The organism is Streptomyces sp. NPDC089915 (genome assembly GCF_040684675.1).
Classification (GTDB): Bacteria; Actinomycetota; Actinomycetes; order Streptomycetales; family Streptomycetaceae; genus Streptomyces.
The window spans coordinates 1-23,918 of the sequence record NZ_JBFBGN010000004.1; the positions used below are offsets into that span (position 1 = coordinate 1).

Annotated in this window: 22 protein-coding genes and 2 tRNA genes; 6 read left to right on the top strand and 18 right to left on the bottom strand. The window is 73.5% G+C overall.

All coding sequences use genetic code 11. The features are described 5' to 3' along the window. Positions 1-162: 162 nt before the first annotated feature. Entirely contained in the window at positions 163-396 is a 234-nt protein-coding gene (locus AB0O29_RS02310) for a hypothetical protein (protein ID WP_365144748.1), read from the bottom strand. Between the two features lie 70 nt (positions 397-466). Here AB0O29_RS02310 and AB0O29_RS02315 point away from each other — a divergent pair, with 70 nt between their 5' ends. After that, positions 467-943 (top strand): MarR family transcriptional regulator, encoded by a 477-nt coding sequence (locus AB0O29_RS02315; RefSeq protein WP_365144751.1) that lies wholly within the window; start codon positions 467-469, stop codon positions 941-943. A 13-nt stretch (positions 944-956) separates the two neighbouring features. Further along, positions 957-2,603, top strand: a complete 1,647-nt coding sequence (locus AB0O29_RS02320) for an MDR family MFS transporter (protein WP_365144753.1) — start codon at positions 957-959, stop codon at positions 2,601-2,603. A gap of 51 nt (positions 2,604-2,654) precedes the next feature. Here the strand turns inward: AB0O29_RS02320 and AB0O29_RS02325 are convergent, their stop codons facing one another. The 9 genes from AB0O29_RS02325 to AB0O29_RS02365 form a co-directional block, all read right to left on the bottom strand. Then, positions 2,655-3,320, bottom strand: coding sequence for a TetR/AcrR family transcriptional regulator C-terminal domain-containing protein (locus tag AB0O29_RS02325; protein ID WP_365144756.1), 666 nt, complete (start codon positions 3,318-3,320; stop codon positions 2,655-2,657). 90 nt (positions 3,321-3,410) lie between these two features. Beyond that, positions 3,411-5,711: a glycosyltransferase family 39 protein gene (locus AB0O29_RS02330; protein ID WP_365144759.1), complete on the bottom strand. Its 2,301-nt coding sequence runs from the start codon at positions 5,709-5,711 to the stop codon at positions 3,411-3,413. Further along, a complete protein-coding gene (locus AB0O29_RS02335) occupies positions 5,708-6,982 on the bottom strand; it encodes a bifunctional glycosyltransferase family 2/GtrA family protein (RefSeq protein WP_365144762.1) in 1,275 nt (424 codons plus the stop codon). The genes AB0O29_RS02330 and AB0O29_RS02335 overlap by 4 nt, the downstream gene beginning before the upstream one ends. Before the next feature lie 25 nt (positions 6,983-7,007). Beyond that, the gene (locus AB0O29_RS02340) at positions 7,008-8,558 is read right to left on the bottom strand and encodes a HAMP domain-containing sensor histidine kinase (RefSeq protein ID WP_365144764.1); all 1,551 of its coding nucleotides are present in this window, start codon (positions 8,556-8,558) and stop codon (positions 7,008-7,010) included. Between the two features lie 92 nt (positions 8,559-8,650). After that, entirely contained in the window at positions 8,651-9,418 is a 768-nt protein-coding gene (locus AB0O29_RS02345; protein WP_365144767.1) for a response regulator transcription factor, read from the bottom strand. Between the two features lie 86 nt (positions 9,419-9,504). Next, positions 9,505-10,386, bottom strand: coding sequence for an amidohydrolase family protein (locus tag AB0O29_RS02350; protein WP_365144770.1), 882 nt, complete (start codon positions 10,384-10,386; stop codon positions 9,505-9,507). Next, positions 10,370-10,708, bottom strand: coding sequence for an antibiotic biosynthesis monooxygenase (locus AB0O29_RS02355; RefSeq protein WP_365144773.1), 339 nt, complete (start codon positions 10,706-10,708; stop codon positions 10,370-10,372). Before AB0O29_RS02355 ends, AB0O29_RS02350 begins: the two co-directional genes overlap by 17 nt. 91 nt (positions 10,709-10,799) lie before the next feature. After that, positions 10,800-11,705, bottom strand: a complete 906-nt coding sequence (locus tag AB0O29_RS02360) for a DUF2797 domain-containing protein (RefSeq protein ID WP_365144775.1) — start codon at positions 11,703-11,705, stop codon at positions 10,800-10,802. After that, positions 11,702-12,136 (bottom strand): Lrp/AsnC family transcriptional regulator, encoded by a 435-nt coding sequence (locus AB0O29_RS02365; protein ID WP_365144778.1) that lies wholly within the window; start codon positions 12,134-12,136, stop codon positions 11,702-11,704. Before AB0O29_RS02365 ends, AB0O29_RS02360 begins: the two co-directional genes overlap by 4 nt. A gap of 108 nt (positions 12,137-12,244) precedes the next feature. Here AB0O29_RS02365 and AB0O29_RS02370 point away from each other — a divergent pair, with 108 nt between their 5' ends. Further along, complete coding sequence (locus AB0O29_RS02370; RefSeq protein WP_365144781.1) at positions 12,245-13,171, top strand: SMP-30/gluconolactonase/LRE family protein; 927 nt, start codon at positions 12,245-12,247, stop codon at positions 13,169-13,171. A 9-nt stretch (positions 13,172-13,180) separates the two neighbouring features. Here AB0O29_RS02370 and AB0O29_RS02375 read toward each other — a convergent pair whose 3' ends face one another. The 3 genes from AB0O29_RS02375 to AB0O29_RS02385 form a co-directional block, all read right to left on the bottom strand. Beyond that, the gene (locus tag AB0O29_RS02375) at positions 13,181-13,546 is read right to left on the bottom strand and encodes a PH domain-containing protein (protein ID WP_365144784.1); all 366 of its coding nucleotides are present in this window, start codon (positions 13,544-13,546) and stop codon (positions 13,181-13,183) included. 193 nt (positions 13,547-13,739) lie between these two features. Continuing rightward, positions 13,740-13,812 (bottom strand) — tRNA-Arg (locus AB0O29_RS02380). Between the two features lie 310 nt (positions 13,813-14,122). Continuing rightward, positions 14,123-14,213, bottom strand: a tRNA-Ser gene (locus AB0O29_RS02385). 182 nt (positions 14,214-14,395) lie between these two features. On the opposite strand from AB0O29_RS02385, the gene AB0O29_RS02390 reads away from it, so the two are divergent. From AB0O29_RS02390 to AB0O29_RS02400, 3 genes are all read left to right on the top strand, one after another. Continuing rightward, positions 14,396-14,815, top strand: coding sequence for an SSI family serine proteinase inhibitor (locus AB0O29_RS02390; RefSeq protein WP_365144787.1), 420 nt, complete (start codon positions 14,396-14,398; stop codon positions 14,813-14,815). Between the two features lie 119 nt (positions 14,816-14,934). Continuing rightward, positions 14,935-18,210: a PAS domain-containing protein gene (locus AB0O29_RS02395; protein ID WP_365144790.1), complete on the top strand. Its 3,276-nt coding sequence runs from the start codon at positions 14,935-14,937 to the stop codon at positions 18,208-18,210. A 13-nt stretch (positions 18,211-18,223) separates the two neighbouring features. Next, positions 18,224-18,799 carry an antibiotic biosynthesis monooxygenase gene (locus AB0O29_RS02400; RefSeq protein WP_365144793.1) on the top strand — a complete coding sequence of 192 codons (576 nt, stop codon included), beginning with the start codon at positions 18,224-18,226 and terminating at the stop codon, positions 18,797-18,799. A 12-nt stretch (positions 18,800-18,811) separates the two neighbouring features. Here the strand turns inward: AB0O29_RS02400 and AB0O29_RS02405 are convergent, their stop codons facing one another. From AB0O29_RS02405 to AB0O29_RS02425, 5 genes are all read right to left on the bottom strand, one after another. Beyond that, positions 18,812-20,461, bottom strand: coding sequence for a long-chain fatty acid--CoA ligase (locus tag AB0O29_RS02405; RefSeq protein ID WP_365144795.1), 1,650 nt, complete (start codon positions 20,459-20,461; stop codon positions 18,812-18,814). 206 nt (positions 20,462-20,667) lie between these two features. Continuing rightward, complete coding sequence (locus AB0O29_RS02410) at positions 20,668-21,201, bottom strand: SigE family RNA polymerase sigma factor (protein WP_365144798.1); 534 nt, start codon at positions 21,199-21,201, stop codon at positions 20,668-20,670. A gap of 133 nt (positions 21,202-21,334) precedes the next feature. Beyond that, a complete protein-coding gene (locus AB0O29_RS02415; protein WP_365144801.1) occupies positions 21,335-22,501 on the bottom strand; it encodes a lipid-transfer protein in 1,167 nt (388 codons plus the stop codon). Continuing rightward, complete coding sequence (locus AB0O29_RS02420) at positions 22,498-22,887, bottom strand: MaoC family dehydratase (protein ID WP_365144804.1); 390 nt, start codon at positions 22,885-22,887, stop codon at positions 22,498-22,500. Before AB0O29_RS02420 ends, AB0O29_RS02415 begins: the two co-directional genes overlap by 4 nt. Then, the gene (locus AB0O29_RS02425) at positions 22,884-23,918 is read right to left on the bottom strand and encodes an acyl-CoA dehydrogenase family protein (RefSeq protein ID WP_365144807.1); all 1,035 of its coding nucleotides are present in this window, start codon (positions 23,916-23,918) and stop codon (positions 22,884-22,886) included. Before AB0O29_RS02425 ends, AB0O29_RS02420 begins: the two co-directional genes overlap by 4 nt.

Here is a 23,918-nt window from a genome sequence, read left to right on the forward strand (position 1 = left end):
GCCACCCTCACCACGGCCCAGCCGCTGCCCGCCCCCATCGCGGGCGGGAGCTCCAGGACGCAGACCTACACGGTCTGCGTGGAGGCCTGGCGGGTCCCCCTCGGCATGCACGTGGAGACCCGCGGCGTCACCGCCACCTGGAACTGAGGCCCCTCGGGCAGGTCAGCGGAGGACCAGCCACACGGCCGCCCCGGCCATCAGCGCCAGCCCGAGCACCAGCATGGGCCAGCCGCCCGCCTTCGACCCGGACTCCTTGGGCCGGCGCCGCGAACCCGGCACGGACGGGGTGCGGGCCGCCTGGCCGTCCCCCTCCGCCACGAAGGCGCGGAACATCTGAGTACTGCCGGCGGAGTCGTAGGAGCCACCGGCTTCAGGTGAGTTGTGGTCTGCGGCCATGGCTGGACCCTAGCGGGTTTTCCGATTCCTTTACCGCCCCACCCCCCGAAATCATTTGCCTGTAGCAACCATGCTCTTCTATGGTTGCCCAAAGCAACGAGATGGGGGCGGTCCGGTGGCCACGCAGACGGCGCAGAACACCCGGTACGAGGAGCTGGCCCGCCAGCTCACCGGCATCGGGGCGGTCAAGCGCGACCTGGCCCGGGTGCTGCCCCCGACCTGCCCGCCCGGCGCCGCCGCCGTCCTCACCGTCCTCGACCGGCACGGCGAGATGCGGCTCAGCCGGCTCACCGAGTTCATGGCCGTCGACATCTCCGTCAGCAGCCGGCACGTCGCCCACGTGGCACAGCGCGGCTGGATCGAGCGGGAGACCGACCCCGGCGACGGCCGCTGCCGGATCCTGCGCCTGACCGAGGAGGGGCGCGCCGTGCTCGCCGAGCTCGGCGCCCGCTACACGGACGCGCTGGAGAAGGCCCTGGCCGACTGGTCGGCCGAGGACATCGACGCACTCAACACCCTGCTGGCCCGACTCCGATCGAGCTTCTAGGCAAAGGAAACACATGGCTACGACCACACCCTCCGGTGTGCGGGGAGGCGGCCAGTCGGAGACCACGTCCGACGGCGCGCCCATGACCCACTCCCAGATCATGAAGGCGCTGTCCGGGCTGATGCTCGGCATGTTCGTGGCGATCCTGTCCTCCACGATCGTCTCCAACGCCCTGCCCCAGATCATCAGCGACCTCGGCGGCACCCAGTCCTCCTACACCTGGGTCGTCACCGCCGCCCTGCTGTCGATGACGGCCGCGACCCCGCTGTGGGGCAAGCTGTCGGACCTCTTCAGCAAGAAGCTGCTCGTCCAGATATCCCTGGTCATCTACGTCCTCGGCTCCGTCGTCGCGGGCCTGTCCCAGAACACCGGCATGCTCATCGCCTGCCGCGTCGTCCAGGGCATCGGCGTCGGCGGCCTCTCCGCCCTCGCCCAGATCGTGATGGCCGCGATGATCTCCCCGCGCGAGCGCGGCCGCTACAGCGGCTACCTCGGCGCGGTCTTCGCCGTCGCCACCGTGGGCGGCCCGCTGCTCGGCGGCGTCATCACCGACACCTCGTGGCTCGGCTGGCGCTGGTGCTTCTACGTCGGCGTGCCCTTCGCGGTCATCGCCCTGATCGTCCTCCAGCGCACCCTGCACCTGCCGGTCGTCCGCCGGGACGTGAAGGTCGACTGGCTGGGCGCCTTCCTGATCAGCGGCGCCGTCTCGCTGCTGCTGATCTGGGTGACGCAGGCCGGCGACTCGTACGACTGGATCTCCTGGGCCACCCTGGCGATGACCGGCGGCGCCGTCGTCCTCGGCCTGCTGTTCCTCCTGGTGGAGTCCCGCGCGAGCGACCCGATCATCCCGCTGCGGCTCTTCCGCAACAAGACCATCAGCCTGGCCTCCGGCGCCTCGCTCTTCGTCGGCATCGCGATGTTCTCCGGCACGGTCTTCTTCAGCCAGTACTTCCAGCTGGCCCGCAACGAGTCCCCCACCATGTCGGGCATCCTCACCATCCCGATGATCGGCGGCCTCTTCGTCTCCTCCACGGTCTCCGGCCAGATCATCACCAAGACCGGCAGGTGGAAGGCCTTCCTGGTCTCCGGCGGCGTCCTGCTCACCGCCGGACTCGGACTGCTGGGCACCCTGCGCTACGACACCCCGTACTGGCGCATCGCCGTCTTCATGGCGCTGACCGGCCTCGGTCTCGGCATGATGATGCAGAACCTGGTCCTCGCCACGCAGAACCAGGTCGCCCCCGAGGACCTCGGCGCGGCCAGCTCCGTCGTCACCTTCTTCCGCTCCCTCGGCGGCGCCATGGGCGTCTCCGCGCTGGGCGCGGTCATGGCCAACCGGGTCACCCACTACGTCAAGGACGGGCTGGCCGCACTCGGCCCGAAGGCGGCGGCCCTGGGACACGGCGGCACCGGCGGGGGCGGGATCCCCGACCTCGACAAGCTGCCCGCACCGCTGCGGCAGGTCATGGAGTCCGCGTACGGGCACGGCGTCGGCGACGTCTTCCTCTACGCCGCGCCGAGCGCGCTCCTCGGGCTGGTGCTGGTGGTCTTCATCAAGGAGGTCGCGCTGAAGTCGAAGCCGGCCGCGCACTCCCCGGCCGCCGAGGGCGGCGCCCGGACCCCGGCCGGTACGGCGGCCGAGGTGCCGTCGCAGGGCTGAGCTGACCGCACGGCCCCGCGGGAAGCGGCCCGGGAGTGGACCCGAAGGGGTTCAGTCCCGGGCCGTCCTCGTGGGCCGGGGTGCGGGCGGGGGCGGGGCCTTGGCCTCGATGCCCGCGATGAGGACGTCGAGGGCCAGGGCGAAGTCCGCCTCCGGTGCCCGCCGGACCGTGCCCCCGCAGCCGTGCAGGGCGCAGCCGTTCAGGAACTGCGACACGGCCAGGTGGGCGCCGGTCCGGCCGGCGTCCGCCAGTCCGGCCGCCTCCAGCAGGCGGTGCAGGGCGGCGTCGAGGGCCCGCGCGTGCGGGCCGATGTTCGGGTAGAACGCGCTGAGCGGAGCCACCCAGGGGTGCTCCGCCAGCAGCCCGCGGTAGCCGCAGGCCAGCGCCCGCAGCCGGCTGTGCCAGGGCTCCTCCGGGGGCGGCCCGGCCGGCAGCCGCAGCCGGCCCAGGGCGCTGTCCAGGGCCAGTTCGAGCAGATCGTGCTTGGTGTCCACGTACCAGTACAGGGACATCGCGGTGACCCCCAGCTCGGCCGCCAGCCTCCGCATGGAGAAGCGGCCGAGCCCTTCCGCGTCCAGGAGCCGCACGGTGGCGGCGGTGATCCGGTCCCGGTCCAGCCCCGAGGGGGCCTCGGTACGGCGTCTGACCGGGGCGGCGGGCCTCACGGCCAGCCACACACTGGTCCTGGCCCCGCCCGGATCAGCCTCGGTCACCATCGAGGTGCCCTCCTCATCACAAGGGGATCAGCCCGGAATGCCCGGTCCGCCCTCTTGATGCTAGGGGGTCTCCGACGGATCAGGGCCGGTTCAGGACGTGCCGGTCGAAGGGGCCGTCAGGTCGTAGAAGGTGGCCCCGCCGATGGTGACGGCCTTGAAGTTGGCCTTCACCCAGGTGTCGACGGCCGTACTGACCGACCCGCCCGGACCTCCCTGACCGCCCGCCCGACCGGCCGTACGGGCCTCTCCCCCGTCTTCGAGGCCGCCCTGGGCGATGAAGTAGTGGATCCTCCCGGCCTTGACGTACTCCTTGAACCGCTCCAGCGTCGGCGAGGGGTCGCTTCCGTTGAAGCCGCCGAGGGGCATCACGGGGCGGCCGGAGGCCAGCTGGTAACTCGCCGCGTTCTGCGAGCCGATGGCGGCCGCGGCCCAGGTGTAGCGGCCGGCGTCGGCGCGCAGCGCGGCCTTGGCCGCGGCGGAGACCCGTGCCCCGTCGAGCAGCCCGCCGGCGCCGCCCCGCATACCGGGGCCGCCCGCCTGGCCGGCCCTGCCGCTGCCCGACCGGGCCGCGCCGACACCCGTGCCGCCGCCCGTACCGCCCGGCCCGCCGAAGCCGGGTGCGCCGCCCTGCGGACCGCCCTGCGGCATGCCCCCCTGGCCCGCCTGCCCGCCCTGCCCGCCCTGGCCTCCTTGGCCGCCCTGGGGTGCTCCCTGCGGTGCTCCGCCGCCCGGGCCGCCGCCGGGCAGGCCCGGCAGGCCGCCCCGGAACCGCTCACCGGCCGGACCGAACCCCATGGGACCGCCCCGCCCGCCGGCCACCGCCGGACCGGCCGTGACGATCGAGCCCGTGTGCCCGGTGCCGATCGTGGTCAGGCAGTACGCGAACGGGCCCGCCAGGGCCGCGCCCAGCCCCAGCACCGCCGCCCCGAGCAGCACCCGGCGTCCCAGCCGGGCGGCGAACGGCAGCGCGACGGCGGCCAGCAGCCCGGCCGCGAGTACCGCCCAGCGCAGCCACGGCAGGTAGCCGGAGGAGCGGCCGAGCAGCACGTACGACCAGACGGCGGTCAGGGCGAGGGTCCCGGACAGGGTGAGCGCGGCGGCCCTGGCGCCCCGCTCCTCCCACAGCACGGCCACGCCCATGCCCACCAGCGCGGCCACGAACGGCGCCAGCGCGACCGTGTAGTACTCGTGGAAGATGCCCTGCATCCAGCTGAACACCGCGGCGGTGATCAGCAGGCAGCCGCCCCAGGCCAGGAAGGCCGCGCGGGCCATGCCCTGGAGGGAGTCGGCGGACCGTCCGGCCCGCCAGGTCACCACCAGCCCGGCCACCAGCAGCACCAGGGCCGCGGGCAGCAGCCAGGAGATCTGGCCGCCCACGTTCGAGGAGAAGAGCCGGCCCACGCCGGTCTCCCCCCAGCCCCCGGCGCGCAGGCCCGGGCCGCCCTCGGGCAGCCCGTACGACCCGAACGCGCCGGCGGCCCCACGGGTCCGGCCCCCGCCCACGCTGCCCGTCTCGTCGCCGTTGAGCCGGCCCAGGCCGTTGTAGCCGAAGGTCAGTTCCAGGAAGGAGTTGTGCTGCGAGCCGCCGATGTACGGGCGCGAGGAGGCGGGCCACAGTTCCACGACGGCCACCCACCAGCCGCCGGAGACCACCATCGCGGCCCCGGCGAGCAGCAGCTGGCCGAGCCTGCGGCGCAGCCGGGTCGGCGCGCAGACGGCGTACAGCAGGGCCAGCGGCGGCAGGATGACGAAGGCCTGGAGGGTCTTGGTCAGGAAGCCCAGACCGATCGCCACCCCGGCGCCCACCAGCCATCCGGTCCGCGCCCCGTCGAGGGCGCGCAGCACGCAGTACACGGTGACGGTCAGCAGCAGCGTCAGCAGCGCGTCGGGGTTGTTGAAGCGGAACATCAGCGCGGCGACCGGCGTGAGCGCGAAGGCGGTCCCGCTGAGCAGGGCGGCCGCGGGCCCGAACTGGCGGCGTACGGCCGCGTACAGGACGGCGGTGGTGGCCACGCCCATCAGGGCCTGCGGGACGAGGATCTGCCAGGAGCCGAGCCCGAACATCCGGACGGACAGCATCATCGGCCACAGGGCGGCCGGGGGCTTGTCGACGGTGATGGAGTTCCCGGCGTCGGAGGAGCCGAAGAAGAAGGCCTTCCAGCTCTCCGAGCCCGCCTGTACGGCCGCGGAGTAGAAGGAGTTGGCGTAGCCGGAGGAGCCCAGGTTCCACAGCAGGAGCAGGGCGGCGCCGAGCAGCAGCGCCGCGTACGCGGGCCGCTCCCAGCGGGGCCGGACGGTGGCGGCCGGCCGCGCGGCCCCGGCCGCCGCCCGGTCGGGGGCGGGGGCCCGTTCGGGGAACGGGGAATCGAAGGGCGGTAGGGCCGTGGTCATCGGTGGTCGTCCTTCACGGGAACGGGAGCGGTGCGGCGCTCGGGGAAGACCCAGGCGCGGAAGAGCAGGAACCGCAGCACGGTGGCGGCGAGGTTGGCGGTGATCAGCACGGCCAGTTCGGTGCCGTGGGCGGGGCGGTCGGTGGCCGCTCCGAGGGCGGCGAGCGAACCGCTGGTCAGGGCCAGCCCGATGGCGAACACGACCAGGCCCTGGGCCTGGTGGCGCAGGGCCCGGTCCCGGCCCCGGACGCCGAAGGTGAGCCGGCGGTTGGCGGCGGTGTTGGCCACGGCGGAGACCAGCAGGGCGGCCGCGTTGGCGGCCTGCGGTCCGGCGCCGAGCCGGAAGAGGGAGTACAGGGCGAGGTAGCAGAGGGTGGACAGCAGGCCGACCGCGCAGAAGCCGAGCAGCTGACGGGCCAGCCCGCGCGGCACTCCGGGCAGGGCGGTGCGGTCGCGGGGGTCGTCGCCGAAAGGGCGGGCGAGCCGGTCCAGGGGGAGCGCCCCGAGGGCCAGTGCCCGGCCCACCCGCCAGACGCCCTTCAGGTCCTCGGTGGCCGTCTTCACGATGTGGACGGTGGAGTCGGGGTCGTCGACCCAGTCCACCGGCACCTCGTGGATGCGCAGCCCGGCCCGCTCGGCCAGCACCAGCATCTCGGTGTCGAAGAACCAGCCGGTGTCCTCGACGAGCGGCAGCAGCCGCTCGGCCACCTCCCGCCGGATGGCCTTGAACCCGCACTGGGCGTCGCTGAAGCGGGCGGCGAGCGAGGACCGCAGCAGCAGGTTGTAGGCGCGGGAGACGAACTCCCGCTTCGCTCCGCGCACCACGCGCGAGGAGCGGGCGAGCCGGGTGCCGATGGCCAGGTCGGAATGGCCGGAGATCAGCGGGGCGACCAGCGGCAGCAGTGCGTTCAGGTCGGTGGAGAGGTCCACGTCCATGTAGGCGAGGACGGGTGCCTCCGAGCGGGTCCAGACGGTGCGCAGGGCGCGGCCCCGGCCCTTCTCCTCCAGCCGGACGCTGCGCACGCCCGGGATGCCGGCGGCGAGCTCGGCCGCGAACGCGGGGGTGCGGTCGGTGCTGGCGTTGTCGGCGATGGTGATGCGGAAGGGGTACGGGAAGGTCCGGGTGAGGTGGGCGTGCAGCCGGCGCACACAGGGGCCGAGGTCCCTTTCCTCGTTGTAGACCGGGATCACCACGTCGAGTACGGGCTCACCGGGCGCGGGGGCGAGCGGCGCCCGCGCCGGGAGGGCGTCGGAGGAGGTGTCGGTTGGCATGTTCCGACCCTCTCCGGGCGCCCTGTCACCTCGGTGTGCTGAGCCTGTGGTCCCTCTGTGAGTCGGTCCACGCCTCGGTCCGCACCTCGTTCGGCGCCTCGGTCCGCGCCTCGTTCCACGGATCGGGCCGCGGCACGGGAGCGGGGTCAGCGGCGAGCGGGAGGAGCACCTCGAAGCAGGTGCGGCCGGGCTCGCTGTGCACGCCGACCTCACCGTCGTGGGCCGTGACCACGGCCTGGACGATGGCCAGGCCCAGGCCGGTGGAGCCGGCCGCACGGGAGCGCGAGGCGTCGCCCCGGGCGAAGCGCTCGAAGACGTGGGGCATCAGCTCGGCGGGGATCCCGGGCCCGTCGTCCTCGATCCGCAGCCGGACGGCGGATGTTTCACGTGAAACACGGGCCGTGACGGTGGTCCCCGGCGGGGTGTGGGTCCGGGCGTTGGCGAGGAGGTTCACCAGGACCTGCTGGATCCGGGCCGGGTCGGCCAGGACGGGCGCGGGCTCGTCGGGCAGCGCGAGGTGCCAGTGGTGGCCGGGGCCGGCGGCCCGGGCGTCGCTGACGGCGTCGACGACGAGCGGGGCCAGGTCGGTGTCCTCGCGGGACAGCGGGCGGCCCGCGTCCAGCCGGGCCAGCAGCAGCAGGTCCTCGACGAGTCCGGTCATCCGGGTGGCCTCGGACTCGATCCGGGCCAGCGCGTGGCGGGTGTCGGGCCCGGGCTCCTCGCGCCCCCGGCGCGTGAGTTCGGCGTAGCCGCGGATGGAGGCGAGCGGGGTGCGCAGTTCGTGGGAGGCGTCGGCGACGAACTGGCGGACCTGCGTCTCGCTCTGCTGGCGGGCCGTCAGCGCCGAGGAGACGTGCCCCAGCATCCGGTTGAGGGCCGCGCCGACCTGCCCCACCTCGGTGCGGGGATCCGCCTCGGCGTCGGGCACCCGCTCGTGCAGGGCGGGTTCACCGCTGTGCAGGGGGAGTTCGGAGACCCGGGTGGCGGTGGCGGCGACCCGGCGCAGCGGGCGCAGGGCGACCGCGACCAGTGCCTGTCCGGCGAGGGAGGCGGCGAGCAGCCCGGCCAGGGTGACGCAGACCTCCACGGCGATCAGGGTGTTCACGGTGGAGTCCACCCCCTCGACGGGGAAGGCCAGCACCAGCGCCCCGTCGGGCGCGGCCATCGCCCGGTAGGCGCCGAGACCGGGCAGGTCCACGTCCACGGCCCGGGACCGGCCCGGACCCGCCGTCCGCGCGACGTGTTCCAGTGCGGCCGTCTGCGCCTGGGTGAGGACCTCCCGCTGGTCGAGGCCCGGCCCCTCCACGGGAGCGATCCGGGCGCCGCCGATCACCTTGCGGTCCGCGTCGAGGCGGATCCCGGCGGCACCCATGGGGGAGCCCGGGGCGAAGCCGAAGCCGAGGCTGCCGTCGCGAGCCGCCTTGCCGGCCCCCGGCCCTCGAAGCCCCCGGACGGACATCTCCACCGACGTGTGCAGCTGCGTGTCCAGCTCGCCCATCAGCCGGGAGCGCATGGCGAGGGTGGTGACGGTGCCGATGGCCGCGCCCACCACGGCGATCAGCGCCACCGCCGACACGACCAGCCGGGTCCGCAGGGACCAAGGCCGGCGGCGCCGCGGCCCACGCCGTCCGGAACGGCCGGACCGCGGCCGGCGCGGGCGGAGTGCCACTACTCGGCCGGCTTGATCAGGTAGCCGGCGCCGCGCCGGGTGTGGATCATCGGGGGCAGCCCGGTGCCACCCTCCAGCTTCCGCCGCAGGTAGGAGATGTAGAGCTCCACCACGTTGGCCTGCCCGCCGAAGTCGTACGACCAGACCCGGTCCAGGATCTGCGCCTTGCTGAGCACCCGGCGCGGATTGCGCATCAGGTAGCGCAGCAGCTCGAACTCGGTGGCCGTGAGGTGGACCTCCTGGCCGCCGCGGACCACCTCGTGACTGTCCTCGTCGAGGCTCAGGTCGCCGACGGAGAGGACCGAGCCGCCGCGCGCGGCCTGCGCCGCGCCGGAGCGGCGGACCAGTCCGCGCAGCCGGGCCACGACCTCCTCCAGGCTGAACGGCTTGGTGACGTAGTCGTCGCCGCCCGCCGTCAGTCCCGCGATGCGGTCCTCGACGGAGTCCTTGGCGGTCAGGAACAGCACCGGGACCTGGGGGATCTCCCGGCGCAGCAGGCCGAGCACGGCCAGCCCGTCCATGTCCGGGAGCATGACGTCGAGGACCACCACGTCCGGCCGGAACTCCCGCGCCGCCCGCACGGCGCCCGCTCCGTCACCGGCGCTGCGCACCTCGCAGCCCTCGTAGCGCAGGGCCATGGACAGCAGCTCGGAGAGCGAGGCCTCGTCGTCGACGACGAGGACCCGGCAGGGCCCGCCGTCGGGGCGCAGCAGCGCGGTCGGGTTCGCGGTGGACGTGGACGCGTGGGCGGTGGTCGTCGCTGTCATGCCCCCACGCTGTCCCGCGCCTCTGAGAGCCCTCTTGCCCCAACCTGTGAATCTCCTGAGAAAGGGATCCGGGCGGCGTGGGGCGGTCAGCCGGGCAGGGAGAACAGCCGGGCGCCGTTGTCGTGGCAGACCGCGCGCAGCCAGTCGTCCCCGAGCCCGAGCCGCTCCAGGGAGTCCAGCTGGTGCTCGTAGGGGTAGGGGATGTTCGGGAAGTCGGTGCCCAGCAGGATCCGGTCCCCGAGGTCGGCGAGCCGTCCCAGGTCCGCCGGCGGGAAGCCGCGGAACCGCTCGGAGAAGTCGGTGAAGGCCATGGTCGTGTCCAGGCGCACCTCGGGGTACCGGTCGGCCAGGTCGAGGAACTCGGCGTACTCGGGCATCCCCATGTGGGCGACGATCAGCGGCAGCCGGGGGTGGCGGGCCAGCAGCCGGGCGACCGGCCCGGGCCCGGTGTGCGCAGCCGCGACGGGCCCGGATCCGCAGTGGACCACAACGGGGATCCGGGCCTCGGCCAGCAGCCCCCACACCGGTTCGAGCAGGACGTCGTTCGGGTCGTACCCGCCGACCTGGAGGTGCGCCTTGAAGACCCGGGCCCCCGACGCCACGGCCCGCTCCACGTACGCCGCCGCGTCCTCCTCCGGGAAGAAGGTCGCGGTGTGCAGGCAGTCGGGGGTGCGGGCGGCGAATCCCTCGGCCCAGGCGTTGAGCCAGGCGGCCATGTCGGGCTTGTGCGGGTAGAGCATCGAGGTGAACGCCCGGACGCCGAACTCCCGCAGCAGCGCCACCCGCTGCTCCTCCTCGTGCCGGTAGGTGATGGGCCACTCGACTCCGGTCAGCGGGCCGGCCGCGTCGAAGTAGTCCCACACCTTGCGCATCACCGGGTCGGGCATGAAGTGCGTGTGCACGTCCACCAGGCCGGGCAGGCCCAGCCTCTCCCGGAAGGCCCGGACGTACTCAGCGGTCGCGGGCAAAGCCGTGGCTCCGCTCGACCGTCGCGACGTGCAGGGTGTAGCTCTCGTACCAGTCAGCGCGCCCCTGCTTCATGGCGGCCTGGTGCTCCAGGTCGGTGCGCCAGGCGGCCAGGGACTCGTGGTCGCGGAAGTAGGCGACGGTGATGCCGAGGCCGCCGGGGGTGCGCGCCGACTCGTATCCGAGGAAGCCGGGGTTCTCCCGGACGATCTCGTTCATCCGGGCGAGGACCTCCGGATATCCGCTGTCGTCGGCGGTGCGGACATTGCTGAATACGGCCATGACATAAGGCGGTTCGAACGCCGGAACGGGCTGGATGCTCATGCCCGCCACCCTCTGCGGAACCCCCTCGGCATGTCCACCGGAATCGGCCCCGGGAGGCCAAAGGGATCCAACTTTTGACCTTCGGGGGGCGCTAGAACAGCCCCTCCTGCCCCGCCTGCCCGCCCGCCTCCGCCGGCGGGGCGACGGCCGTCAGCGGGGCGTCGGTCACCGCCCCCTCGGGGGCGGCGGCCAGTTCCCAGCCGGCCAGCAGCCGGGTGTCGACCACGATCCCGTCGGCGAAGTGCAGGTCCGGCCCCGCGGCCCCCGCCAGCCGCCCCACGACGGCCGCACCGGGCAGCAGCCCGGCGAGGACGCGCCCGGGGACGGGCAGTGCGGCCAGCCCGAACGCCCCGGCATGGTCGGTGACCCGGCACTCCAGCCGCTCCAGCGACTCCGGCCACCCCTCCAGCCCCGCCGCCCGGGCGTGCAACTCAGCCACCTCCCGGGCCCGCTCGGCCTCCGCCGGCAGCCCGGCCCGCACCGCGCGCTTACGGGCGTAGGCGATCCGGTCCGGCACCCCGAGGGCGGCCCGCAGCAGCTCCTCGGTGCGCCGCGCCGCCATCAGCGGCCCGCGCCCCAGCCAGCTCCAGGTCACCGCCCCCTGCTCCAGCAGCCGGGCGGGACCCCGCTCCTCGGCGGTGATGCCGACCTTGACCATCCCGGGCCCGAACCACGCCAGGTACACCCGGTACGGCCGGGGGTCGCCTGCGTTGGTGTCGGCCGCCACCGAGAAGGACCGGTCCAGCCGGGCGCACTCGGGACACTGGGCGCTCCCGGCCCGCTCCGGCACGGTCCGGCCCGCCGGGCACGGGGTCCGCTTCCCGGCCCGCCGCACACCCAGGCAGTGCCGCTCGCCCACGGCGGCGAAGGCCAGCCGCTGCCCGTAGGACAGCGGGCTGCTCCGCTCCCCGCGCCCCTGCCCGAGCCACCCGATGGCCGGCTGCCCCGCACTCCACCGGATCCCGGTGCACCACCAGCCCGCGGCGGATCCGCTCACAGCGGCAGCGGCCGCTCGAAGAAGGTCTCCAGCACCACGGTCGCCTGTGTCCCGCTGACCCCGTCGATGGCGTAGAGGCGCCGCAGCACGTCCTGGAGCTGCCCGGTCGTGGCCGTGCGCACCTTCACCAGGACGGAGGCGCTGCCGGCGATGATGTGCGCCTCCTGGATCTCCGGGATCGCCGCGAAGGCCTCGGCCGACTCACCCATCCACGCGTTGGAGTCGACCATCACGTAGGCCAGCACCCCGCTGCCGACGGCCGCCGGATCCACGTCGACCGTGGTCCGCCGGATCACCCCGCGCTCGCGCAGCTTGCGCACCCGCTCGTGAGTCGCGCCGGCCGAGAGCCCCACGGCCGTCCCGAGGGCGGCGTAGGACTGCCCGGCGTCCTCCTGGAGCCGCAGGAGCAGCGCCCGGTCGATGTCGTCCACGCGTTCTTCCTCCCATATGCCTGCCCACCCTTGCGAAGACGGTACCGGATCCTGCAATCTCACCATCACGCCGAACAATATTTAGTTGTTCACTCTCACGGGGGAATCATGTTGGGCATTGCCGACCTCACCTTGTACGAGATCCTGGACGAGCGCTTCCGGACGGGCCGCTGCGCCAACGGCGACCTCCGCCTGGAGCGGCTCCACGACGACTGCCGCTGGGCCGAGGGCCCGCTCTACCTGCCGGCCTGGCGGCAGCTGATCTGGAGCGACATCCCCAACGACCGGATGCTCCGCTGGGACGAGGCGACGGGCGCGGTCTCCGTCTTCCGCTCCCCGGCCGGCCACTCCAACGGCAACACCCTCGACCGCGAGGGCCGCCTGATCACCTGTGAGCAGGGCAGCCGGCGGGTCACCCGCACCGAGCCGGACGGCCGCCTCACCGTCATCGCCGACCGCTACGACGGCAGGCGGCTCAACAGCCCGAACGACGCGGTGGTGCGCTCCGACGGGTCGGTCTGGTTCTCCGACCCCGACTTCGGCATCACCAGCAACTACGAGGGCGGGCGCGCCCCGGGCGAGATCGGCGCCTGCAACCTCTACCGGGCCGACCCGGCCACCGGCGAGGTCCGCCTCGTCGCCGACGGCTTCCTGGGGCCGAACGGGCTCGTCTTCTCCCCCGACGAGAGCGAGCTGTACGCGGCCGACACCCGCGCGGGCCACATCCGCGCCCTCAAGGTCGGCGACGACGGCACGCTGAGCGGGGACCGGGTCTTCACGGCCTGCCCCTCCGTCGACAACATCCGCTTCGACGACGAGGGGCGGCTGTGGGCGGCCGCGATGGAGTCGGGCGTGCACTGCTACGCGGCGGACGGCGACCTCATCGGCCGCCTGCGCGTCCCGGAACCCGTCTCGAACATCGCCTTCGGCGGCCCGAGGAACAACCGCCTCTTCATCACCGCCACCACCTCGCTCTACTCGCTGGTGATGTCGGTGACGGGCCTCCCCCGCGTCCTGCCCGGCCGCCGCCCCTGAGGACTCCGGCTAACGCGCGACGTACTGCGTCAGGACCGCCTGCATCTCGTAGATGTCGACCCCCTTGGTGAAGGTCTTCTCGATCGGCGCCGCGCTGCCGGAGATCCATATCTTGAGCTCGGCGTCGAGGTCGAAGTGCCCGGCCGTCTCCACCGAGAAGTGGGTGATGCTCCGGTAGGGGATCGAGTGGTACTCCACCTTCTTGCCCGTCAGCCCCTGCTTGTCGACGAACACCAGCCGCCGGTCGGTGAAGAGGATCGTGTCGCGCACCAGCAGGTACGCGGCATGCACCTGCTCCCCGTGCCCCAGCAGCCGCGCGTAGTCCCGCTGCGCCGTCGTCGGATCGACGGTGTGCGCGTTCCCGAACAGTCCCATGAGAGTCCCCCCGATCAAGCTTCGAAACGATCTCCGAAAACCGTATCGGCCGGGCTCCGTGGTCCACGTCCCCCGCGGGAGCCATTCCATCCCTGAGTCCTCCCGGGGGAGGTCTCCGTCTGAAGTACCGCTTCCCCGTCCCGGGGCATACGCAAGAGGCCCTCAGGATTTCTCCTGAGGGCCTCTTCGGCTGTGCACTCGGCAGGATTCGAACCTGCAACCTTCTGATCCGTAGTCAGATGCTCTATCCGTTAAGCTACGAGTGCTTGGCTTCCCGGCGTTTTCTGCCCGGTTGGCCTTGCGAGAACAACAATACATGGACCCGGCCGGGACGCGAAATCCATAAGCCACAACGCCTCTGACCTGCGGAAACACCCAGGAACAAGATCGTCCGGCCCTGGCTGGGGGCGGCGCGGGGACCGCGACGGCTACCCACGGAGGGCCGTCCCAAACCCCAGGAGCCCGCTTTCGAGGCCCGAACGCACGGAGCCCTCGTCCGAGCCCCAACCGGGGACCGAACCGGAGCCCGAACGCACCGAAGCCCCGGTCCATACGGACCGGGGCTTCGGTGAGGTGCGGAGGCGGAGGGATTTGAACCCTCGATGGGGTGTAAGCCCCAAACCGCATTAGCAGTGCGGCGCCATAGACCGGACTAGGCGACGCCTCCAGCTCACCCCCGTGATGGGGGTGCGTGCAGATGATGACACAGCCGCAGGGCCGGTCACCAATCCGCTCCCACGGTACAAGGAGCCGGGGCCGCAGGGCAAAGCCTTAAGCCCCTTCTTCGCAACGTCCGGGCGAGCGGGTCGTTGGTGAGGCGTACGACGTACGGACGACCTGGAGTGCCCCATGCTGCGTCTCGCCGCCTTCGCCGTCACCTCCGCGCTGGCCGCCGCGGCCGCCGGACCCCTGCCGCCGCTGCCCCTGGGCCGGCTGCTGGCCTCACCCGACCGGCTCACGATCGACATCTCCAAGGCGGGCGGCCTCAACGGCCGGTACCGCCTCGACTGCCGGCCCGTCGGCGGCGACCACCCCAAGGCCGAGGAGGCCTGCGCCCGCCTCGACGCGCTGGCGAAGCAGGGGAAGGACCCGTTCGCCCCCGCGCCGAAGTCCGCGATGTGCACCTTCCAGAGCGGTGGACCGGCCACCGCCCACGTCACGGGAACGTGGCACGGACAGAAGGTGGACAGCCGGTTCGGGCGGGAGAACGGGTGCGACATCGCCCGCTGGGACAACCTGGAACCTGTGCTTCCGACTGCGGGTGCCTGACCTGGGAGGATGTGGCGGATGCACGGTTTCCCCCGTTCATCCGCCCCCTCGCCGCGGGACGGTGCCCTTAGACTCCTCCCGTGACATGCCGGTAGTCGTGGTCAGGGAGGACGCTCGTCGTGAGCAGCAGGCCATCCCGAGGCGCTGCTCGCCTCGCAGCAATACTCGACGCCCTTCCGGACGCGCTGTTGCTCGTCAATGCCAACGGCACGGTCGTCAACGCGAATTCGATCGCGCTCGAGGTCATGGAGAGCCCCGGCACCGGCCTGGTCGGCCGTGGCGTGCTCGACCTCTTCCCCGAGTTCGACTCCAAACTGATCCCCGGTTCGATGCGCCGCCCCGGCGACGAACTGACGGGCCGCTCCAAGCCGAAACGGATGACGGCGCGCCGCACCGACGGCACCGAGTTCCCCGTCGAGGTGACCAGCGCCCACCTCGACGGCCGTGACGCCTACCGCGAGCCCCAGCCGTACACCGGCGACGAGCTGCTGATGCTGGTCGTGCGGGACCTCACCGAGGCCGTGGACACCGAGGCCGAGCTGGCCCGCTCGCAGCGGCAGACCGAGATGATCCTGCGCGCGGCCGCCGAGGGCGTCGTGGGCACGGACACCGACGGCCGCGTGGTCCTGGTCAACCCGGCGGCCGCCCAGATCCTCGGCTACCGCGCCACCGACCTCGGCAACCGCGAGCTGCACGGACTGATCCAGCACTCGCGCGCCGACGGCTCCCCCTTCCCCTTCGACGAGTCCCCGCTCGCCGACACCCTGCGCAGCGGTCGCAAGCACCGGGTCCGCGGCCAGGTGCTGTGGAACAAGGCCGGCCAGGCCGTCGCCGTCGACATGACCACCTCGCCCGTACGGGACGGGGAGCTGCTCGTCGGCGCCGTCATGACCTTCACCGACCGGCGCCCCTACGACGCGCTCGCCGCGCGCCACGCCCAGCTGACGGCCGTCCTCGGCGACGCGCTGCGCGGGCCGCTGGAGGAGCTGCGCGGGGAGCTGGCCACCCTGGCCGCCGACGACGGCGGACAGCTGTGGCCCGAGGCCAACCAGCTGCTGCACCATCTGGCCGCCGGCTACGCGCGGATGACCACCCTGGTGGACAACGTGCTCGGCTACCAGCGCCTGGACGCGGGCCGCGAGAAGCTCAAGAAGACCAACGTCCTGATCAACGAGGTCGTCAAGACGGGCATCGACGGCGCGGTCGAGCTGATCGGCCCCGGCCGGGCCCAGTTCGCCGTCCACGCCCCGACCATCGAGGCCGAGGTGGACGCGGAGCGCGTCGCGACCGCGCTGGCGCACCTGGTCGCGGACGTCGCCGGGGTGGACGCCACCGGCAAGACCCGCCAGGGCAGCGGCTACAGCGACTCCACCATCGTGGTCGCCGCCGCGCAGCGCGGCGAGGTCGTGCGCATCGAGGTGCGCGGCCCCTACGAGGGCGGCAACCCCGTGCACGAACCCATCGTGCGGGGCGTCGTCACCGCGCACGGCGGACTCCTGCAGACGGTGGAGGTGCCCGGGGCCCCGGGCGGCGCGTACGTGCTGGAGCTGCCGCTGGGCGCCGGCGCCGGGACGGTGGAGCTGCCCGAGCCCGAGCCGGAGAGCGCTCCGGAGCCCGAGGCCGCCCCGGCCACGGTCTCCGGCGGCCGGCGGGGGCGGCGCGGGGTGGACGCCTTCCTTGACGACGGCAACGGCGAGGCGAAGGACGCCGGAGCGCGCGAGGCCGGAGGCGCGCTGGCGCTGCCGTCCGGGCGGCGCCGCGCGGACGGCGAGGCACCCGGTGACCACGAACAGGATTCCACCGCGGGCCCGGCGGAGCTCGCCCAGTCCCCGGTGAACCCGGCGGGGCTCGGCACCGGGCGGCGACGGGGCCGTGACGGCGACGGCGGCGATTCCGGACGTCCGGGTGCCGGACGTCCCGTGCCCCCGCAGGGCACCGCCATGCCCGCGCTGCCGCCCGTACCGGCCGTACCCCCCGTACCGGTGACCGAGCATCCGGCCGGGCGCCGGCGTGCGCTGGGCCCGGTGGCGGCGCCCGCGCAGCCCGGCGGTCCCGTGCCGCCGGCCGGCCGCCCGGCCCCCGCGGCGGCGCGGCCCATCGCTCCCGAAGGCGGCTTCGCGCTGCCCGCCGGACCGTCCGCGAGCGCTCCTGCCGCCCCGGCCGGATCCGCTGAAGCCGACGCCGACGGCCCGGGCGGGCGCCGTGCCCGCCGGGTGCTCGGCGCGCCCGCCTCCCCCGAACCGCAGGACCCGGCCGGCCCCGGCGGCGGCGCGGAGCCCGCGCTCCCGACCGGGCGGCGCCGTGCGCTGCCCACCGCCCCCGCCTGGCCCGTTCCGGCGGCGCGGACCGCGCCCGAGGACTCCGAGACCGCGGCGGCCGCCGTACCCGGCGCCCGGCAGTCCGGTGAGGCCCCGGCGGGCGGGCAGCCGATCAACGTGCGCGCGCTCGGCACCCTGGGCCAGGGCATCGCCGTGGACCCGGCGGCGGCCGGCCCCGGCGGCTCCGGCTCCGGCCGGCGCCGCAGGCTCTCCGAACCCGCGCCCCAGGGACGGGCCTTCGCCATAGGGGCCCCCGAGGCGGGCGCAGCCGAGGGCCCAGAGCCGCTCGACGGGCCCGGCGGCGCCGTCGAGGTGGTCAACCGTCCCGTGCCGCAGCCCGTGGACGACGAGCTGCCGCCCGAGCCGCTCGACAACCCGCGCCGGCTGCTGGTGTGGCCGGCGCCGGACGCGCAGACGCAGCAGGCGCTCAGCGACCGGGGCTACCGCCCGGTGATCGTGCACTCGCGTGAGGAGGTGGACGCGCAGATCGCGGCCTTCCCCGCCGCGCTGTTCGTCGATCCGCTGACCGGGCCGATCACCCGGACCGCCCTGCAGTCCCTGCGCCAGGCGGCGGTGGCCGCCGAGGTCCCCGTCCTGGTCACGGCCGGGCTGGGGCACGCCACGCGCGAGGCCGCGTACGGCGCCGATCCGGCCGTCCTCCTCAAGGCGCTCGCGCCGCGCGACAGCGAGCAGCACCCCTCCCGCGTGCTGCTGATCGAGGAGCACGACGAGGTCGCCACCGCGCTGACGGCCGCGCTGGAGCGGCGCGGCCTCCAGGTCGCCCGGGCGGGCGCCGACACCGACGCCGTGGACCTGGCGACCCGGATGCGGCCGAACCTGGTGGTCATGGACCTGATGCAGGTGCGGCGCCGGCGGGCCGGGATCGTGGACTGGCTCCGTGCGAACGGGCTGCTGAACCACACCCCCCTGGTCGTCTACACGGCCACCGGGATCGAGCCGGGCGACCGGCCGCGGCTGGCTTCGGGGGAGAGCGTGCTGTTCCTCGCCGAGCGGTCCACCACCCCGGACGTACAGGGCCGCATCGTGGACCTCCTGGCCAAGATCGGCACCAACTAGCCATCCTGGTCCGATGGCCATCACCGACACGACCGAGCACAGCGTCCCCGCCGACAACGGGGAGGTGAGCCTGCTCATCGCGCGTCAGGTGGAGCCGGGCTACGAGGAGGCGTTCGAGAGCTGGGCGCGCGGCATCCTGGAGACCGCCGCGCGCTTCCCGGACCACCTCGGCTACGGGCTGTTCCGGCCTGCCGCCGAGGGCGCCCCCTGGTTCCTCGTGCACCGCTTCCGCGACCAGGAGGCGTTCCAGCGGTGGCAGGACTCGCCCGAGCGGGCCGCGTGGTTCGCCAACTGCGAGGGCCACCACCACACCGAGATAGCCCGGCGCGAGCTGCACGGCATGGAGACCTGGTTCGCCAAGCCGGGCACGACCCGGCCCGCGCCGCCGCGGTGGAAGATGGCGATCAGCTCGGGGCTGGCCATCTTCCCGATCTCGCTGGCCGGCAACGCGGTGCTCGGGCCGTACCTGGTGAACCTGAACCTCGTGCTGCGGACGGCCGCCTTCGCGGCCGTCTTCAGCACCCTGATGACCTACGTGGCCATGCCCGCCGTCAGCCGGCTGCTGCGTTCCTGGCTGACGCGCGGCTGACCCGCCGGACCGCTAGGCGAGGGTGGTGACGTCCAGGCCGCCGTCCGCGTACTGCTTGCGGATCACCTTCTTGTCGAACTTGCCGACGCTCGTCTTCGGCACCGCCTCGACGAACGTCCAGCGCTCCGGCAGCTGCCACTTGGCGACCGACTGGGCGAGGAAGGCGCGCAGCCCGGCGAAGTCGGCCGTGGCGCCCTCCTTGAGGACCACGGTGGCCAGGGGGCGCTCGCCCCACTTCTCGTCGGGGACGGCGACGACGGCCGCCTCGGCGACCTCGGGGTGCGCCATCAGCGCGTTCTCCAGTTCGACGCTGGAGATCCACTCGCCGCCGGACTTGATGACGTCCTTGGCCCGGTCGGTGAGGGTGAGGAAGCCGTCGGCGCTGATCACTCCGACGTCCCCGGTCTTCAGCCAGCCGTCGGCGCTGAACTTGTCCTCGGGACGCAGGGGTTCACCGGACGCCCCGCCGTAGTAGGCGGCCGCGATCCAGTTGCCCCGGACCTCCAGCTCGCCCGCCGACTCCCCGTCCCAGGGCAGGACGTCCCCGGCGGGTCCGATGAGACGGGCCTCGACGCCGGCCGGGAAGCGGCCCTGGGTGACGCGGTACGGCCACTCCTCCTCGGCGGTCAGCCCGGCCGGCGGGTGCGCCATGGTGCCCAGCGGGGAGGTCTCCGTCATGCCCCAGGCGTGGCAGAGGCGGACGCCGAGCTTGTCGTAGGCCTCCATCAGGGAGGGCGGGCAGGCGGCGCCGCCGATGGTGACCTGCTTCATCGAGGTGAGGTCGCGCGGGTTCGCGGTGACCTCGGCGAGCAGCCCCTGCCAGATGGTGGGGACGGCCGCCGCGTGGGTGGGCTTCTCCCGCTCGATCATCTCGGCGAGCGGGGCGGGCTGGAGGAAGCGGTCCGGCATCAGCATGTTGATGCCGGTCATGAAGGTGGCGTGGGGCAGGCCCCAGGCGTTCACGTGGAACTGCGGCACCACGATCAGGCTGGTGTCGCGGTCGGTGAGGCCCATCGACTCGGTCATGTTGACCTGCATGGAGTGCAGGTAGACCGAGCGGTGGGAGTACACGACGCCCTTGGGCTCGCCGGTGGTGCCGGAGGTGTAGCACATGGCCGCCGCCTGGCGCTCGTCCAGCTCGGGCCAGTCGTAGTGCCCGGGACGGCCTTCGAGGAGCTCCTCGTACTCGTGCACCCGGACGTCGAGTCCGTCGAGGGCGGAGCGGTCGCCGACGCCCACGACCACGACGTGCTCGACGGTCGGGAGGTGCGGCAGCAGCGGGGCCAGCAGCGGCAGCAGGGTGCCGTTCACCAGCACGACGCGGTCGGCCGCGTGGTTGACGATGAAGACGAGCTGCTCGGGGGGCAGCCTCAGGTTGAGCGTGTGCAGGACCGCGCCCATGGACGGGATCGCGAAGTACGCCTCGACGTGCTCGGAGTTGTTCCACATGAGGGTCGCGACCCGCTCGTCCTGCCGGACTCCGAGCCCGTCACGCAGGGCGTGTGCGAGCCGGGCGGCGCGGACGCCGATCTCGGCGAAGCTGCGCCGGTGCGGCTCGGCCTCACCGGTCCAGGTCGTGACCTGGGAGTCTCCGTGAATCGTCGACCCGTGGGCCAGGATCCGCGAGATCAGCAGCGGTACATCCTGCATGGTGCTCAGCAAAGCGTCCTCCCGGTGAGCGCTGCGGCGCTACGGCGGTTGTCGGATGCTGCCGATTCTGCGCACGTACCGGTCGGCATGTCACTACCCGGGAGTACAAAGCGGCTGGCCCCTCACTGCCGGGCGCCGTTCCACGGCCGGTGTTTCACGTGAAACAAGGTCCGTGAGGGTCGATGTTTCACGTGAAACAGAGCTTCCGGGGGGGCGCCTCAGCGGACCGGCGTGAGTTCCGGGTCCTCGCGGAGCTTGACCAGCGCCCGGGAGACGGCGCTCTTGACGGTGCCCACCGAGACTCCGAGCAGCTCGGCCGTCTGCGCCTCGCTCAGGTCCTCGTAGTAGCGCAGGACGACCATGGCCCGCTGGCGGTCGGGCAGCCGGGTCACCGCCCGCCACATCGCGTCGCGCAGCACCTGCGCCTCGGCGGGGTCGGCGAAGGACTGGTCCTCGTTCTCGGGGACCTCCTCGCAGATGAACTCGTCGACCTTGCGCTTGCGCCACTGCGAGGTGCGGGTGTTGACCAGGGCCCGCCGGACGTAGCCGTCCAGGGCCCGGTGGTCCTCGATGCGGTCCCAGGCGACGTAGGTCTTGGCGAGGGCCGTCTGGAGCAGGTCCTCGGCGTCGCACGGGTTGGCCGTCAGGGAGCGCGCGGTGCGCATCAGGGTCGTGCCACGGGTCCGGACGTACGCCGAGAACGACGGGTACGGCGTCGGGTTCGAGGCGAGCGTGCACACAGGCGTGGTCATGGCTCCACGCTAGGAGCGCGCCGCCCGTCTGGGATCGCCCGCAGGTGCCGAAGCGGGGTCCCCCTCAGGTTGTACGGCCCGGCCGCGCCCCACCTCCTGAAGGTGGAGGAGGGGCGCGCGACCAGGACCGGAGTCAGCCGTCGGCCCCCAGGACCAGCCCGGAGGTCGGGACGCCGGTCCCGGCGGTGACGAGGACGTGCCCGGCCCCCGGGACCTGGTTGACGGAGGTGCCGCGCAGTTGGCGGACGGCTTCGGCGATGCCGTTCATACCGTGCAGGTAGGCCTCCCCGAGCTGGCCGCCGTGGGTGTTGAGCGGGAGCGCCCCGGCTGCCGTGAAGTCGGCGGCCTCACCGGGTCCGCAGAAGCCGAACGCCTCCAGCTGCATGAGGACGAAGGGCGTGAAGTGGTCGTAGAGGATGCCCACGTCGATGTCCGAGGGCCGCAGTCCGCTGGTCCGCCACAGCTGGCGGGCGACGACGTCCATCTCCGGGAGCCCGGTGAGGCTGTCGCGGTAGAAGGAGGTCATGCCCTCCTGGCGGCGGCCCGCGCCCTGGGCGGCGGCGGTGATCACGGCGGGCTTCCGCCGCAGGTCGCGGGCCCGCTCGGTGGTGGTCACGACGAGGGCCTGGCCGCCGTCGGTCTCCTGGCAGCAGTCCAGCAGCCGCAGGGGCTCGACGATCCAGCGGGAGGCGGCGTGGTCGGCGAGGGTGATGGGCCTGCCGTGGAAGTAGGCGGCGGGGTTGTTCGCGGCGTGCCTGCGGCCGGTGACGGCGACGTGCCCGAAGGCCTCGGGGGTGAGGTTGTAGGTGTGGAGGTAGCGCTGGGCGGTCATGGCCACCCAGGACGCGGGGGTGAGCAGCCCCCAGGGCAGGGCCCAGCCGAGCGCCGCGCCCTCCGCCGAGGGCTCGCGCTGCTGGACGCCGGAGCCGAAGCGGCGGCCGGAGCGCTCGTTGAAGGCGCGGTAGCAGACGACGACCTCGGCGACCCCGGTGGCGACGGCGAGGGCGGCCTGCTGGACGGTGGCGCAGGCCGCGCCGCCGCCGTAGTGGATGCGGGAGAAGAAGGAGAGCTCCCCGATGCCGGCGGCCTGGGCGACGGTGATCTCGGGGCTGGTGTCCATCGTGAAGGTGACCATGCCGTCGACGTCGGCGGGGGTGAGCCCGGCGTCGTCGAGGGCCGCGTGCACCGCCTCGACGGCCAGTTTGAGTTCGCTGCGGCCGGAGTCCTTGGAGAACTCGGTCGCACCGATGCCTGCGATGGCGGCGCGGCCGCCCAGGTCGTCGCGGACGCGGACGCTCATGCCCCGGCCCCCAGGGTGACGGTCACGGTTCCCGTGACGTGGTGGCCGAGGCGGTTGGCACCGGTGACCCGGATCTCGGCGGTGTCCCCGTCAAGGGCGGTGACGGTGCCGGTGAGGGTCATGACGTCGCCCGGGTAGTTGGGGGCGCCGAGGCGGATGGCCACCTTGCGCAGGACGGCGTGCGGCCCGAGGTGGTCGGTGATGTACCGGCCGACCAGCCCGTTGGTGGTCAGGATGTTCATGAAGATGTCCGGGGAGCCCTTCTCGCGGGCGAGTTCCGCGTCGTGGTGCACGTCCTGGTAGTCGCGGGAGGCGATGGCGCCCGCGACGATCAGGGTGCGGGTGACCGGGATCTCCAGCGGTGGCAGTGCGTCGCCGACGTTCATGCGTTCTCCCCCTCGGATATGAGCGCTCCCAGCTCGGCCAGCAGCTCGCTGCCGCAGCCCAGGTAGGCGTCCAGCTGGCGTCCCCACAGGAAGTGCCGGTGGACGGGGTGGTCAAGGTCGGCGCCCATGCCGCCGTGCAGGTGCTGGCCCGCGTGGACGACCCGCTTGCCCGCCTCCGAGGCCCACCAGGCCGCCGTGAGGGCGTGCTCGCGCGCCGGGAGCCCTTCGTCGATGCGCCAGGCCGCCTCGTACGCGGTGACCCGGATGGCCTCGGTGTCCATGTACGCGTCGGCCGCGCGGAGCATGACCCCCTGGTTCGTGGACAGGGGGCGGCCGAACTGCTCGCGGGTGGAGGTGTACTCGACGGCGCGGGCCAGCGATCCGGCGCAGACGCCCGCCTGGAGCCCGGCGAAGGCGGTCCGCGCGCAGGCCAGTACCGCGTCGTACGCGTCCGGGCCGCCGAGCCGTTCCGCCGACGCGCCGGTCAGGGTGAGGCACCCCGCCGACCAGGGCGCGGTCGTCTCCACCGGCCGCGTCACGGCGCCGGGCGCGTCCGTGCGGACGAGCCACAGCGCGCGGTCGCGGTCCGGGACGAGGACGTGGGTGGCGTCGCGCAGCCAGGGAACGGCGGGGGCGGTGCCGGTGAGGCGGCCGTCGGGGCCGGCGGTGAACGCCCGGCGGGCGGGGAAGGCGCCGGTGGCGACCGCCTCGCCGGAGCCGAGGGCGGGCAGCAGGCGGGCGCGCTGCTCGGGGCTGCCGTGCGCGGCCACGGGCAGGATTCCGTAGGCGCAGGTGGCGGCGTACGGGACCTGGGCGGTGGCACGGCCCTGCTCCTCCAGGAGGAGGACCAGTCCGAGGAGGCCGACCTCCTCGACGGCGGCGGTCAGGCCGGCGGAGGTGAGGGCCTTCCAGAGTTCGGCGTCGCTCGCGTCGCCGGCCCCGGTGAGGCGTTCGTGCGTGGCGAGGTCGCGGAAGATCCGGGCGGCCAGGGACGCGGCCTCGGCCTGTTCCTCGGTGGGGTGGAAGTCCAT

What these genes read in the sequence shown, in the direction of transcription:
- AB0O29_RS02310 (WP_365144748.1), bottom strand. Translation starts at nt 396, where the DNA reads ATGGCCGCAGACCACAACTCACCTGAAGCCGGTGGCTCCTACGACTCC.
- AB0O29_RS02315 (WP_365144751.1), top strand. Translation starts at nt 467, where the DNA reads ATGCTCTTCTATGGTTGCCCAAAGCAACGAGATGGGGGCGGTCCGGTG.
- AB0O29_RS02320 (WP_365144753.1), top strand. Translation starts at nt 957, where the DNA reads ATGGCTACGACCACACCCTCCGGTGTGCGGGGAGGCGGCCAGTCGGAG.
- AB0O29_RS02325 (WP_365144756.1), bottom strand. Translation starts at nt 3,320, where the DNA reads ATGGTGACCGAGGCTGATCCGGGCGGGGCCAGGACCAGTGTGTGGCTG.
- AB0O29_RS02330 (WP_365144759.1), bottom strand. Translation starts at nt 5,711, where the DNA reads ATGACCACGGCCCTACCGCCCTTCGATTCCCCGTTCCCCGAACGGGCC.
- AB0O29_RS02335 (WP_365144762.1), bottom strand. Translation starts at nt 6,982, where the DNA reads ATGCCAACCGACACCTCCTCCGACGCCCTCCCGGCGCGGGCGCCGCTC.
- AB0O29_RS02345 (WP_365144767.1), bottom strand. Translation starts at nt 9,418, where the DNA reads ATGACAGCGACGACCACCGCCCACGCGTCCACGTCCACCGCGAACCCG.
- AB0O29_RS02355 (WP_365144773.1), bottom strand. Translation starts at nt 10,708, where the DNA reads ATGAGCATCCAGCCCGTTCCGGCGTTCGAACCGCCTTATGTCATGGCC.
- AB0O29_RS02370 (WP_365144781.1), top strand. Translation starts at nt 12,245, where the DNA reads ATGTTGGGCATTGCCGACCTCACCTTGTACGAGATCCTGGACGAGCGC.
- AB0O29_RS02375 (WP_365144784.1), bottom strand. Translation starts at nt 13,546, where the DNA reads ATGGGACTGTTCGGGAACGCGCACACCGTCGATCCGACGACGGCGCAG.
- AB0O29_RS02390 (WP_365144787.1), top strand. Translation starts at nt 14,396, where the DNA reads ATGCTGCGTCTCGCCGCCTTCGCCGTCACCTCCGCGCTGGCCGCCGCG.
- AB0O29_RS02400 (WP_365144793.1), top strand. Translation starts at nt 18,224, where the DNA reads ATGGCCATCACCGACACGACCGAGCACAGCGTCCCCGCCGACAACGGG.
- AB0O29_RS02410 (WP_365144798.1), bottom strand. Translation starts at nt 21,201, where the DNA reads ATGACCACGCCTGTGTGCACGCTCGCCTCGAACCCGACGCCGTACCCG.
- AB0O29_RS02415 (WP_365144801.1), bottom strand. Translation starts at nt 22,501, where the DNA reads ATGAGCGTCCGCGTCCGCGACGACCTGGGCGGCCGCGCCGCCATCGCA.
- AB0O29_RS02420 (WP_365144804.1), bottom strand. Translation starts at nt 22,887, where the DNA reads ATGAACGTCGGCGACGCACTGCCACCGCTGGAGATCCCGGTCACCCGC.
- AB0O29_RS02425 (WP_365144807.1), bottom strand. Translation starts at nt 23,918, where the DNA reads ATGGACTTCCACCCCACCGAGGAACAGGCCGAGGCCGCGTCCCTGGCC.